Below are 13,085 nucleotides of genomic sequence, written 5' to 3'. Positions count from 1 at the left end.
CATCTACCTCTTATTATGACGGTTTACGGGAAAAAAAGAAAGCGTTCGGCGAACGCTTTCAGAATCCTTACTCTTCGATAACGTGAACCTTGATGGTTGCCGTTACCTCTTGATGGAGCTTGCAGGGTACCTGGCTGTATCCAAGCTGTCGAATGGGCCCCTCCATATCGATTTTCTTCTTATCGATTTTGATCTTATGCTGGCTCGCCATCGCTTTGGCGATATCATTGTTCGTCACGGAACCGAAAAGTCTTCCACCATCGCCGGCCTTTGCCTTGATGGTCACTTCCAGCTTCTCAATCTTTTCCTTGAGCGCCTTGGCATCGTCCAGTTCTTCTTCCTTGCGCTTCTTCATGGATTTCTTGTGGGCTTTCATTTCCTTCACATTACCCTCGGTCGCTTTCTTCGCTAACCCCTTGGGGATTAGGAAATTTCGGCCGTGGCCATCGCTGACCTCCACCATGTCACCTTTTTTACCTGTACCTTTGATATCTTCTAAGAGAATGACTTTCATGATTGATCTCCTCCCTCTTCAAAATAGGTATCGATCGCTTCCTCTAAGAGAGAGCGAACTTCTTCAAGTGATTTTTCTTCGAATTGAGCACCGGCCACGGACATATGACCTCCACCACCCAGTTGCTCCAAGATCACCTGTACGTTGGTATCGCCCAGGCTTCTGCCGCTGATGAAGACCATTCCGTCGCTTTTCTTCCCGATAACAAAGGAGGATTCGACTCCGCGGATATTGAGCAGGGCATCGGCGCCCTGGGCAGCAATCAGCTGGATGTTCTCCATATCATCCGCCACAACGGAAATAGCCACGTCGCTCCGGTAGAGGGTCGCATGCTTGATCACTTCAGACTTGGCCACCAGTGTGCTCAGGTCGTCCTGGAACAACTGACGGACGTTGGTGGTATCCGCACCGAAACGGCGCAGGAAGCTGGCGGCTTCAAAGGTCCTCACACCGGTTTTCACGGTGAAGTTCTTCGTATCCACCACGATACCGGCGAGCAAAGCCTCGGCCTCTTCCTTTTCGATATGCACCTTGTTCTCGAGATAGCTCAGCACCTCGGACACCAGCTCGCTGGTGCTCGATGCATAGGGCTCAAGGTATTTTAAGACGGTGTCCTCAATGAACTCCGTCCCCCTCCGGTGATGGTCCAACAGCACCTTATTGTGCACGAGCGGTAAGAGTTCCGGTGCTTCGGTGAAGGAAGGCCTGTGGGTATCCACGATGACGAGAAGGGTGCGATCGTCGATCCGCTCCTTGGCCTCTTCCGTAGTCAGGAACTGGTAATCCTCATTGTCTGAGAATACCGCGTGTACATTGCGGATCGCCTCGTTTACCTCGTTCAGAACGATGTAGGCATCCTTTCCGCGATTGAGAGCCGCACGACACATCCCGATGGCCGCACCATAGGCATCCATATCGGGGAAGCGGTGTCCCATGATGATCACTTGAGAGCTCTCATCGATCAGGGGACGGAGCGCGTGCGCGATAATCCTTGCTTTTACACGATTTCGCTTTTCCACCGCTTTGGATTTTCCACCGTAGAACTCGTAGTTCCCCTCTTTGTTGACCACGGCTTGGTCGCCGCCACGGCCGAGGGCCAGTTCCAGACAGTTGAAGGCTTCCTCTTCCAGTTTGTTGGGGTTGGTGGCCATACATCCGATACCCAGGCTCAGGGTGATCGGAAACTTGTTGCCGGCTTCAATCTCCCGCATATCATCGAGCAGGGAGAATCGCTTGGCCTCAAGATTCTCTAGGTACTTCTTCTCAAAGACCACGATATATCGGTCTTTTTGGTATTTTCTTAGCACGGCGTTCATACGCGATGCCCAGAGATTAATGAGCTTATCGATCTCGCTGGTGACAAAGGGGCGCTTTTCCTCCTTGGTCTCGTTGATCACATCGTCGTAATTGTCCACCTGGATCAGGGCGACCGTCATTTTTTCGTCGCGGTAACGATCCATCAGTTGATAATAATCCGTGCGGTCGAGGAAATACAGCATCACGATGTACTTATCCTCTTCCGTATCGATTTTGATCAGGTTGTTCTTCACCAGGTAGGTGCGCTCGCGCAGGGTGATATACCGATCCTCTTCTGAGCTCACGAGCTGTTCCATATCCATACTCGAGAAAATCTTGTTGATGCCTTCTCCCATGTAATTCTTCTTTTCGATCATCTCCTGGAACTTCGAATTGTACCAACTAATGGTGCCGTCGATATCCACCAGCACCAGGGGAAAGGGCAGGTTCAATACAGAGTAGCGTGCAGCGGCATCCATGTCCAGCGTCAACCGTTCCATCGTCTTGTCCCATCGCTTGTCCCGGTTGCTCTTCAGATGCCAGAGATAGTAACCCAGATAGAGATAGATGGCTGCAAAAGCATACCCCAGGTACAGATTGTAATAAAAGAGAATGGCCACCATGACGGCCAGCATGACCATCAGCGGAATAAGAACTTGCAGCGTCATGTCCAGTTTCTTTTGACTCATGGAATCACTCTGCCTTTCTCACTCTGGGTTTAAAGACGGCATCGGTCCAGCCGATAAGCGTCAAGATCATACCCGCGTTAAAGATAAACAAGATCACGAGGATGAAATAGCGCACCCCCTTCGTGATACCCCATTTCTCTGTGAAGAACAGAACGCTCGCCGCCCCTTGGATCATGAAGATGAAGAAAAAGATACTGACCACGTTGATGAGCATCACATCCCGGTTGATAAAACCGAGACTGCCGGCGAGATAGGAAAGTCCCCCGATAATCAGTGTGCCCATCACGATATTCGTCGGTAGTGTAAAGTACTTAAAATCACTGGTCTCCGGTAGGGACATACCGAACCTGCGGATCAAGAACCGGGTGAACCCCTCGTTGATCACCGAAAAGAGAATGGCCATAATAACAAAAATACTCGGCACCATCATCTTGATCAGCTGCATCATATCATCGAGATAAGTGAGCACATCGTCACCCTCCACTTGGGCGGTCACGATCATTTCCTTCATCATGTTCACCTGCTCTTGCATCATCTGGGTGAAATCCATCCCCGAGAGCACCTGGCCCCACATGAGGATGATGATCAGAGCACCCAAAATGACAGCACTACCCAGTCCGATGGTCATGATCTGGGGTTTCTTCCTGGACATAGACCATCCGATCACCAGTCCACCGGCTCCTGCATAGAAGGCTGTGAAGAGCCCGAGCTCTAGACCGGTGGAGAGAAAGATGATCAGGCTACTGGCAACAGCTGCCGCGATACCGTACTTGATCGGATGCCGATAGGCAAGAAGCGCGAACAACGAGGGCATCAGCATCATGATGTATGTAAAAAATGGGATGAAGAGTCCAGCGAAGGTCAGGATGACTACAATGGCTGACATGAGTGCCCCTTCGGTAACGCCTCTCGATCGATTCAAAATATCTTCACTCTCCTTTGATACAGTCAGGTCTCTTCATTATACCACAGCCGGTGGGGACAATGAAAAAAGCCCACGGCCGTTGAAGGCACAGTGGGCATCTCCTTATTCCTTGACGAACGGAAGCAACGCAACAATACGTGCACGCTTGATAGCGCTTGTCAACATACGTTGGTGCTTCGCGCAATTGCCGGTCGCTCGACGGGGTAAGATCTTCCCACGGTCGGTCAGGTAACGCTGTAACTTTTTCGTATCTTTATAATCGATTGCTGTCACTTTGTCCTGACAAAAAGAGCAACCTCTTCTTTTTCTTCTTCTTCTCATGTCGCTTTTCACTCCTTACTCTTTAGAATGGAATATCGTCATCCTGGTCGTCTACGGAGCTGAACTCGTTGGGATCGAAATCATCGTATCCCGAGTTGCTCTGACCATAGTTGTTGGTCTGGCGTTGTCCGCCACCCGTATTTCCGGATTGACCATCGCCCCACTCGAGAAACTCGACGCGGTTGGCGTTGATATCGGTCGTGTAATGGCGCACGCCGTTTTTCTCATAACTGCCCGTCTGAATGGAGCCGTTCACGGCAACCAGACGTCCCTTCGCTAGGTAATTGGCACAGTTCTCGCCCTGTTTCCCCCACACGACGATCCGGATGAAATCCGCGGTGGGTTTTCCCTGGCTTTCGAACTGTTGCTTCTTCTCTCTCGAAAGATTCTTGTCGACAGCTAATGTGAAATTCGTCACGGCCGTGCCTGTACCGGAGATGAATCGTAATTCGGGGTCTCTAACAAGTCTACCGATTAATATCACGTTATTCATGTGGCTTGTACCCCTTCCTGATTACTTTTCCTCTTTGTTGATGACGATATAACGCATAACATCATCGTTGATTTTAAAGTGACGCTCGAGCTCCATGATATGGTCCGTCTCCGCATTGAAGTCAATCAATACGTAGTAACCTTCTCGGATCTTCTCGATTTCGTACGCGAGTCGCTTGTTACCCCACTCGTCGACGTTCACCACTTCACCTTTTTCAGCGATAATGGACTTGAAGAAATCGATCACTTCGATTCTTTTTTCTTCCTCAAGACTTGGTCTCAGGATGAAAAGCGTTTCATACTTTCTCATGAGAATACACCTCCCTTTGGACTGATGGCCCCCGGTCACTTATGCCAGGGGCAGAGAGTGGACTTTTCCACACTACAACTTAGGATTATATCAGCTCCCAGAGGCAGAATCAAGCTTTTTGTAGGAAAACGTTGTCGGAAAGCAGGCAATGTTTTCCCAAGCCGGACACCGTTTTCCACCTTGTCATTGATTGGATACCTGCTATACTGAATTTGTCCTCAGGGGACACAAACCACAATCGAAAGGAGCGATTATTCATGATGAGCTTATTGACATTCACATTCCTCACGAACCTGTACGGTGAAGAAAATGAAAATGAACGTTGGGACCGATTCTACAACATGTTCTAATGGAGGACTTCGAAACCGTTTGCCAAGCGAAGTCCTTCGCAGCAATAAAAAGCAAACCATCTTTCAAAGAGATGGCTTGCTCTTACATATAGCGGACGCTGTCACTAAGACGGGGTCCAATTTTATTTTTTTGACTACATATTCTCCTTGATCACAGCCCCTAATCGTCGGATTCCCTCCACGATCTTCTCGTCGGGCATCGTGGAGTAATTGATGCGCATCGTGTTGTGCACCCCACCGTTGGGGAAGAAGGAGCCGCCAGGCACAAAGGCCACTTTTCTCTCCACAGCCTTTGCCATGAGGGCCTTGCTATTCATATGCTCGGGCAGGGTCACCCATAGGAAGAGCCCGCCCTCCGGATGCGTCCACTCGACACCCTTGGGGAAACTCTCTTCCATCGTCTGGAACATCAGATCCCTGCGTCTACGGTAGACAGAGATGATTTTCTCGATATGGACATCGAGATCATTCTGATCCAGATATAGGGCCAACTCACGCTGGCTCATGGTGTTGGTCTGTAGATCCGCGCCTTGCTTGATCTGGATATACTTGTTGAGAACTTCCGGCGATGCCATCACCCAACCGATGCGCAGGCCCGGACTAAATGTTTTTGAGAATGTCCCGAGATAGATTACCCGTCCTTCCGTATCGAGGGATTTGATCGGGGGCATTTCCTCTCCTTCGAAGCGCAGCTCCCCATAGGGATTGTCTTCGACAATGGGAAGGTCATAGCGGTTGGCAATCTCAATCAGCTTTTGTCTTCGCTCCAGGGACCAGGTTCTTCCGGAAGGATTCTGGAAGTCCGGGATCACGTAGATCATCTTGATCTGATCGTTCGTCTTAATCTTCTCCTCGAGATCCACGATATCCATGCCGTTCTCATCGGTCTTCACTTCGATGAAGCGACATTCGTATGCTTTGAAGGCATTGATGGCACCGAGGTAAGATGGACTCTCCACGAGAACCGCATCTTCCGGATCGAGAAAGATCTTACCAGAGAAATCGAGGCCCTGCTGGGATCCGCTGGTGATCAGAATGTCGTCTTTCGTCGTAGGAATACCGCGCACTATCATGCGTTTGGCAATGTGCGTCCGGAGAGGGTCATAGCCCTCAGTGGTAGAATACTGAAGTGCCTCTTGCCCCTGCTCTTCCAGTACCTGTTGACTGACCGATTTCATCGCTTCCACCGGGAAGAGTTCGGGAGCTGGTAATCCGCCCGCAAAGGAAATGATCTCCGGTCGCAGGGTGAGCTTTAAAATTTCTCGAATCTCAGAAGCTTTAATGAGATCCATACGTTTCGCATATTTCAACGACATGCTACACCTCCATCATGCTTGGGAAAAGGTTTTCTCTTGTTATTATAGCACGAATCATTCCATTGTTTTTAGCAGCGTTGTTGTTTCTTTTGAAATTGTTATGCGTTCTCATCCTTTTGCTCACCAGGGATAATCCTCTTGACTCGCTTCTCGAGTTTTGTCCTGGGAATCCAGATCTGCTTTCCGCAGGTTGTGCAGGCGATACGAAAATCTATGCCCGTCCGGAGCACCGCGAAGGTATTCCCCCCGCAGGGATGTTTTTTCTTTGTTTCGATGGTATCACCCACCTGTATGGCCAACGGCATGGCTCCTACCTCCTCCCTAAATCGTGATCGTACGTTTCACGCTGTGCATTCGTTTCACAATCGTGACCATCGTGGAAGCGCCACCCACGGCCAGTCGATTCTTCCGACCGAAGTAATCCAAACTGGTGCTACAGGAGAGGATCTCCACGCCCAAACTCTCCAGCTTTCTCAAGGCATCGAGCACCGGTGAGCCTTCTGTGGTGAGAAAGACCCCCTCGTTGGCAAAGAGCAGGGCCCTTGGAAGCATCTTTCGTTGGGCGAGGGTGTGGAAGTACCCCCGGATCAGTACATCCCCCAGGATTTCCTCCTCCCCAATTGTGGGGTGGACCACGAAAATCGCCAGATCCTCAATTTTCGGCTTCTCCTCGGGCATCAGTTCATTCTCCATGTTCAGCTCGCACTTGAAGATCGAGATCTGGTAGAGCCCATCGATCTCCATGACATCGTAGTGATAGTGAAGTCGTCGACAGAGCGCCACCACCTGCTCCATGGCCTCGCGACTATCGACGAAGGTTTCAACGCTCCCCTCCACAAGATGCTCGAGTGCCTTTTGGGTCAACAGCGCCGGTGTCGGCGGGGTAAGACCACGTCCGTCTACTTGAACTTTCATTGAAAAACTCTCCTTTTAAAGATAAGAATAGACCAGATACATCACGAGATTGTTATGGTAGAAAAACCGCCCGGAGGTACTCGTAGCGATGTCCGCCAGCAGATCGCTCCAGCCGAAAACCGGCGAGAAAACGGTGATCGCCGCGACAACGACCATCACGAAGATGCCTGCCCGCACCACACCAAAGAATAATCCCGCGAGACGGTTGACGTCCTTCAACAGGGGTAGTTCGAAGAAACTGTTGACCAGATGCCCGACCAATGTGATCAGAAGCATGGTCAGGAGAAAGAGCACCAGAAAGCCCAGACCCTCCAACAGGAGATCGGCGAGAAAATCCGGAACTTCCGCGAGCTCCACCCCTTGGTCTTCAACGAGACGTTGGGCCAACCGGGGAAGGCCCGCCACGCCTTCCGAGGTGGCGAGAAAATCCTCGAAGGAGCCGACCATCTTGTCTCGCCACTCTGCCAAGAAGGAGGCCTGATCCACAAGCACTGCGGTAAAGGGCCTGAAATACTGGCGTGCGACCAAAAAGGCCCCGATATAGCGGAAGAGGTAAACCAGGCTCAAGATCAATCCTCGGGAGTAACCCGAGAGGAGATAAAAAGCAAAGACCACCGCTATGATCAAATCTACGTAATTCATGTGCAAACACCTACTTCTCTTAGGATCACCGGAGGGTGATCAGATTGATCGTCTTCAGCGTGATGGCCGCGAGATGATGGTCATCGATTTTCACGAGAGCCTCTACCGGCTCATCGAAACGTCTTTCTTGCAACAATGCGAAGGATTCATCGTAAAAATAAAGCTGCTCTCCGCTCGCGATGGCAAAACCACCGCGCACGACAGCAAGATCATCGATCGTGTGGGGCAGATAGGTTTCCATCAAGAGGTCTAGTTCTCTCGTAAGGATCATCACACCCTCGTTGACGTTCACATCGAGGGCCGGATCGGCTTCTTTTCGAAAGGAAAAAATCAATCGCTCGTCATCGAATAGAACCGACTGGATGCGGTGTTGGAAGGGATACTCCGTCATCTCCTCTCCAGAGATGCGGTAACCCTGCCGATCCGTAACCACCCAGAGCGTTTCTCCTATTTTGTCAAAATCCAAGATGATTTCTCCGCTGAACTTGTGTCCCTCCAAGATCAAACCGTTGAGCGCGTATTCGTAGAGATCGTGACCAATCGTACCTTCAGAAAAAATGAGCTGCGAAAAATACAGGCGGTCACCAAAGCGCTTGACGTGTAAAACCTCGCCATTTTGTATCGGATGGACACGCTTTTCCGTCAGCGTCCGATCGAGAACGATAACTTCTCCCGGACGGAGGACCACCACGTTGTCCTGCTCGATACTGACGAAGGACAGTTCGCCTAAGCCGTAATGGCTGGCCTGAATTTCCCCCTCTTCATCGATTCGCACCAAGTGTCCCCGCCGCTTGTCCACCAGATAGAGGTACTTGCCCTCCCCCACCAGCGACAGCGCATCGGTTTCCACTTCTTTTTCCCAAATCAATTCTCCATCGTTGCGATACTTGCGTAGCAACTGGTTCTCGCCGACGTAGAGATGATCCCCTTGGGCGAGAAAGGTCACTTCATCGAAGTAGGTCCCCGCCTCGTTGAACCGGATTCTGCTCACGCCTTCGATCACCCGGGTCGATCGACCGGGAAGGAGATCGAGAAGGAAGCCCGCACGGAAGACAATCAGTAGGGAGACCAGCAACCACAGGATCGAGGAGAACCTACTCTTCGGTAGCCAGCGCATGATCGATCACTTTTTTCGGTGGCCGCGGCCCGTAATATTGATAGTAGTAACATTTGATATTGCCATTGTAAAGCTTGCGGTTCTTCGTGGCCTTTTTTCCGTAAGACCCTTCGAACCCTTCGTGAGAGGTAAGTACGTACTTCGACCAGGTCTCCAATTTCTCAAAACGATCCCCCATCCGCTCGTACAGGGCTTCCACAGAGCGGCGATCGGACAGTCGCTCCCCATAGGGAGGATTCGTGATCACGTACCCATAATCCAGCTCCGACGATAGTTCTGATACCTCTGCCGTTTCAAACTGAATGTACTCGGAGACCCCCGCCGTCCGGGCATTTTCCTTTGCGGCTTCGATGCTCCCGCGGTCTCGGTCGTAACCGAAGATTTGTAGCGGGAGGTCCCGCCTCATGCTTGCCGCCTCATCGCGTACACGGCGGATCATATCGTCGGGAACAAAGGACCAATCGTCGAAGGCAAAGGTGCGCCCGAGGCCGGGTGCGATGGAAAGACCCATCATGGCGGCTTCGATAGGAATGGTCCCCGATCCGCACAATGGATCGATCAAGGGGATGGCCGGCTTCCAGCGAGCGATCTTGAGCATCGCGGCTGCCAGCGTTTCTTTCAAGGGAGCTTCCTTTTGTTGCAAGCGATAACCACGCTTGTGCAGGCCTGTGAGAGATGTATCCAACAATACACTCACCCGGTCCTTCAGTATACTGATCAGGATAGGATAAGTTGGGCCCGATTCGTCCAGCCACTCTGTTTTCCGAATCTTGGCGAGCCGATCGACGGTAGCCTTCTTAGAGATCGACTGGATATCCGAGAGGCTGAAGAGGGTGCTCTTCACGCTTTTTGCATTAACGGGAAACGCTCCGTCCTGCTCGATGAACTTTTCCCACTCGATCTGACGGACCCCTTGGTAAAGCTCTTCAAAGCTCCTCGCTTTGAACTGCGCGAGCTCGATAAACACGCGCTCGGCCGTGCGCAACCACAGGTTGGCACGCACCATGTCCTCCAGGGTTCCTTCGAAGGATGCGTACCCGTTGTGCACGGTGACTTCATACCCCAGTTCTTTCAGTTCGCTGCCCACGATCGCTTCCACCCCAAAGGTGGTTGTTGCAATGATTGTATAGTTCATATGAGTTGCGCAGCTGGTATTGCCGCTGCGCGATTCACCTCCGTTTTTTCGCTCGCGATGCCTCCACTCACCGTGAGTGGGGCAACAAGTGTTCGATCGTCTCGATGACGCGTTTTTCTTCGTAGGGTTTTTCAAGGTGTTCATCAAAACCGTAGCTGATCAGGTAGTCCCGCTCAATTTCAACGATCTTCCGGCTCGATACCACCACCGGGATCTCCTGCCACATATCAGTGCCCCTTAGTATATCCAATAGGTCGAAACCACTTTTCCCGGGTAACAACACGTCCACTAGGATCAGATCGGGTTTCTTTTCCCTCAGGCCACGGAGCATGCTATCGCCGTCATCGAAGTAGACGAGATCATAGCGTTCTCCAATCAGACTATCGAGCTTGATGCGGTCGATGGTCTGCGATTCACCGATCATGAGCAGTGCTCGGTCTGCCTTTCGTTCTTCTGACGGTCCCTGTACCTCCCGGTTGATGTCTCCGTAGGGTACGATCAACGTCGCCGTGACCCCCATGGTCCCCGGGGATTGGACCTCTAGCTGTCCGCCGACCCGAAGGGCCAATCGCCTGGATAAGGTCAATCCGAGGCCTAGGTGATCTTTCTTCTTTGAATAAAAAGCATCAAAAATTTGTGCTGCCGAACGCGCATCAAAACCCGTCCCAGGGTCTTCTACCTTGATGAGGAATCGATGTTCCTCCGCGGACATGGACAAGTGAATCTCGCCCCGTCGGGAAGCCTCGATCGCATTGAGTAGAAGGTTGAATAAGATGAGCTCGATAGCCGTGGCCGTGGCGTAGACCATCTTGGGAATACCCGGAGCGACTTCCGTGTTAATCACAAGCCCACGGGCATCCACCAGAGGAGTGACCAGTGTTTTGATCTGGTCGATCATCAGCCTGGGGTTCACCACGACCCTGGGGATCTCCAAGGGGGTCTCCTCATCAAGCGCGCTCAGGTTTTTGAGCGTCAGTTCGTACCGGTTCAACTGGAAGGAAAAGAGCCGCTTGTAGGCGGGGTCGATGGCATAGCCACCGGTGGAGAGGGCGAAGAGGGCATCATAGTAGGCGGATAACGTCTTATGCATCGCCAGAAGAAATTGACGATGGGCCATCTGTTGTTGTGATTCTTCTTCCACGTGTTTTTTGAGCAAGAAGAGCTGTTCGATGTACGACCGTACGGCTTCATTCGACAAGAGTATATTGGTCAGTTCTTCCATGAAAAGAAAGCGACGGCCTTCTAGGTCCACCGTTTTCAATCGCCAGAGAATCTCGTTCGACCGGTGTACCGCCTCCTGCACGATATGCGCCTCTTCCCCATTCGCCGGAATCTCCGGCAAGAAGGGAAAGGCCTCCGTCACAGGTCGGTGCAAAAGATCGGGTTCAAGTTTATGTGCCGCCTCATTACCCCACAGGATTTCATCCTTTTCATCGATCTCAAGGATGTAGGCAGACACGGCATTCAACAATCCCTCGATTGATTCTTTGTTCAAGCGCGACCCCTCCCTCTTCTTTCTTCTCTTCATTATATCAAAACTCGAGAGAAAACCCACTGTTTTCCCGCCCACGGTGAGCGAGCCCCTGCAGAAAGTCTCCAAAAACCAAAGAAGTTCTCATCTCGTGAGAACTTCAAAGGTGCCATGGCTTCGATTGTATATGATGGACGTGATCGTTTCCTCCGGCCCCTCAAAAATCAGATATCGCTTTCGATGACCTTCCTCCTTTTCATCCACGATACGGAGTTTTTCGTACCGTTCGGTCCTACGGTAACGGTCAGAAGGTTTGAAGATCAAGTCCACAACATCCCCAATACCCACTTGCCAGCAGACTGTTTCCACCGTATCAAAGGAAACCGCCACGAGATAGTGGCCCTCCGCCTTCTTATCAATGGGGTCGTAGAGCAGTCGCTCGTCCAAGGGCGTACCCGGCAAGATCAGCTGACCTGCTTTTTTTCCCACAAGTTCTTCAACGGTTAAGGGGGGAGACAACAAGTTGTTCTTCTTGACTTCAACGACCTCCAGATCCATCATCACGATCGGTTCGTGGCGTTTGTAAGTACGAACGAGCGTGGGATAGGCCACCATATCACCGGAAATAATCGCGCGCGAAGCCCTCACCTGTAAGTAGAAGAGCGTCAGCGCGCAAAGGACCAAAACCAGTATTCTACCCGTGTATCGCACGGTTCACCCTCCTTTCTTTAATCTGCGCCGCGTACTTTCAATGCCCGCGTCCTTCGGGTCAGGGGACAAACGTACTCCAGTCGGTAAGCAGCCCCTTCCATGGACAGGAGCCGAACGATCCCTTCATCAAACCCCGATGCGGCGAGCAACACCTCCACTTCCTCTTCGGTAAGTCCAAAGGGTAGTTTCCCTAGAAAATCCACCAGCTGTCGATGCGTGTGTAAGAGCGTGGCTTGACTGAGGATCACCTGGACTATAGGAAGGAAGAGCAGCAGCAAGATGCTGGCCCACAGGAGCACCCATTGCATCAGTTCGCCCCAGGTAGCACGCGGTAAAACCGAAAGGTCTGCTCCCTGAGTTCCCGATCGAAAATTCCGGTCCGGTAGGTGCGTTCGAGATTACCGGTCAACATCAAGTGTCTCTTCTCATCTTCCCAACTCTCAATACCGATCGACTCAAATCCAAGTCGGGTCAATCGTTCTTCCACCAGCGCAATCGACTCTTCTTCCAACGGTTTCCCGGACCATTCGCTGAAGAGCAGGGCACCCATTTGATCGAACTGCATCTTCAGATGCAGTACCATTGCGTAATCGAACATCGCCACGACGAGCACCAATGTCATCACAAGGCAGCAAGCGAAAACAACGCTATCCGCTAGAGCCATCACTCGAGAGGGAACACGACTTCGCTAACCGTGTTATTCCACCAGATATCCATGTCGTTCAGTACCATCTCGGAAAAATCTTTAAAGCCCGGTATCAAGACAAACGCGGCAATGATCAGGGCGACAGCCAGGCTGATGATCGGACCAATCCCAAACTCCCCCTTTTCATTCATATGCCAGTGCCGGGTCATCCATTCTTTCATCCAATTCATACGGT

At 51.4% G+C, this 13,085-nt stretch carries 17 protein-coding genes; all 17 read right to left on the bottom strand.

The genetic code is table 11. The annotated features are described in order from the left end of the window. Nucleotides 1-67 precede the first annotated feature (67 nt). The 17 genes from rplI to ACULM0_RS08855 all read right to left on the bottom strand — a co-directional run bounded on the left by rplI (nt 68) and on the right by ACULM0_RS08855 (nt 13,080). Complete coding sequence (gene rplI, locus ACULM0_RS08935) at nt 68-514, bottom strand: 50S ribosomal protein L9 (protein WP_463677203.1); 447 nt, start codon at nt 512-514, stop codon at nt 68-70. Then, on the bottom strand, nt 511-2,499 hold the full coding sequence (locus ACULM0_RS08930; RefSeq protein ID WP_463677202.1) for a DHH family phosphoesterase: 1,989 nt from the start codon (nt 2,497-2,499) through the stop codon (nt 511-513). The genes rplI and ACULM0_RS08930 overlap by 4 nt, the downstream gene beginning before the upstream one ends. Before the next feature lie 4 nt (nt 2,500-2,503). Next, nucleotides 2,504-3,385 (bottom strand): DUF2232 domain-containing protein, encoded by an 882-nt coding sequence (locus ACULM0_RS08925; RefSeq protein ID WP_463677201.1) that lies wholly within the window; start codon nt 3,383-3,385, stop codon nt 2,504-2,506. A gap of 141 nt (nt 3,386-3,526) precedes the next feature. After that, nucleotides 3,527-3,745 (bottom strand): 30S ribosomal protein S18, encoded by a 219-nt coding sequence (gene rpsR / locus ACULM0_RS08920; RefSeq protein ID WP_463677200.1) that lies wholly within the window; start codon nt 3,743-3,745, stop codon nt 3,527-3,529. Nucleotides 3,746-3,767: 22 nt separating this feature from the next. Continuing rightward, a complete protein-coding gene (locus ACULM0_RS08915) occupies nt 3,768-4,238 on the bottom strand; it encodes a single-stranded DNA-binding protein (RefSeq protein WP_463677199.1) in 471 nt (156 codons plus the stop codon). Nucleotides 4,239-4,259: 21 nt separating this feature from the next. Continuing rightward, nucleotides 4,260-4,547, bottom strand: coding sequence for a 30S ribosomal protein S6 (gene rpsF, locus ACULM0_RS08910; RefSeq protein ID WP_463677198.1), 288 nt, complete (start codon nt 4,545-4,547; stop codon nt 4,260-4,262). Between the two features lie 484 nt (nt 4,548-5,031). Next, nucleotides 5,032-6,213, bottom strand: coding sequence for an aminotransferase-like domain-containing protein (locus tag ACULM0_RS08905; RefSeq protein ID WP_463677197.1), 1,182 nt, complete (start codon nt 6,211-6,213; stop codon nt 5,032-5,034). Between the two features lie 98 nt (nt 6,214-6,311). After that, a complete protein-coding gene (locus ACULM0_RS08900) occupies nt 6,312-6,518 on the bottom strand; it encodes a DUF951 domain-containing protein (protein WP_463677196.1) in 207 nt (68 codons plus the stop codon). A gap of 16 nt (nt 6,519-6,534) precedes the next feature. Then, a complete protein-coding gene (gene yedF / locus ACULM0_RS08895; RefSeq protein ID WP_463677195.1) occupies nt 6,535-7,128 on the bottom strand; it encodes a sulfurtransferase-like selenium metabolism protein YedF in 594 nt (197 codons plus the stop codon). A gap of 15 nt (nt 7,129-7,143) precedes the next feature. Continuing rightward, nucleotides 7,144-7,770, bottom strand: coding sequence for a CvpA family protein (locus ACULM0_RS08890; protein ID WP_463677194.1), 627 nt, complete (start codon nt 7,768-7,770; stop codon nt 7,144-7,146). Between the two features lie 25 nt (nt 7,771-7,795). After that, complete coding sequence (locus tag ACULM0_RS08885) at nt 7,796-8,887, bottom strand: DUF5711 family protein (RefSeq protein ID WP_463677193.1); 1,092 nt, start codon at nt 8,885-8,887, stop codon at nt 7,796-7,798. Continuing rightward, nucleotides 8,865-10,022 (bottom strand): THUMP domain-containing class I SAM-dependent RNA methyltransferase, encoded by a 1,158-nt coding sequence (locus tag ACULM0_RS08880; protein WP_463677192.1) that lies wholly within the window; start codon nt 10,020-10,022, stop codon nt 8,865-8,867. The genes ACULM0_RS08885 and ACULM0_RS08880 overlap by 23 nt, the downstream gene beginning before the upstream one ends. A gap of 67 nt (nt 10,023-10,089) precedes the next feature. After that, complete coding sequence (locus ACULM0_RS08875) at nt 10,090-11,517, bottom strand: ATP-binding protein (protein WP_463677191.1); 1,428 nt, start codon at nt 11,515-11,517, stop codon at nt 10,090-10,092. 120 nt (nt 11,518-11,637) lie between these two features. Next, a complete protein-coding gene (locus ACULM0_RS08870; RefSeq protein WP_463677190.1) occupies nt 11,638-12,204 on the bottom strand; it encodes a hypothetical protein in 567 nt (188 codons plus the stop codon). 17 nt (nt 12,205-12,221) lie between these two features. Continuing rightward, nucleotides 12,222-12,512: a hypothetical protein gene (locus ACULM0_RS08865; protein ID WP_463677189.1), complete on the bottom strand. Its 291-nt coding sequence runs from the start codon at nt 12,510-12,512 to the stop codon at nt 12,222-12,224. Beyond that, nucleotides 12,512-12,808 (bottom strand): hypothetical protein, encoded by a 297-nt coding sequence (locus tag ACULM0_RS08860; RefSeq protein WP_463677188.1) that lies wholly within the window; start codon nt 12,806-12,808, stop codon nt 12,512-12,514. Before ACULM0_RS08860 ends, ACULM0_RS08865 begins: the two co-directional genes overlap by 1 nt. Nucleotides 12,809-12,867: 59 nt before the next feature. Next, nucleotides 12,868-13,080 (bottom strand): hypothetical protein, encoded by a 213-nt coding sequence (locus ACULM0_RS08855; protein ID WP_463677187.1) that lies wholly within the window; start codon nt 13,078-13,080, stop codon nt 12,868-12,870. Nucleotides 13,081-13,085 lie beyond the last annotated feature (5 nt).

Source organism: Halotolerantifilum yawarlongkerapense, assembly GCF_054506745.1.
Note: the sequence above shows the minus strand (reverse complement) of the source record. Positions and strands in the feature narration are given on the sequence as shown.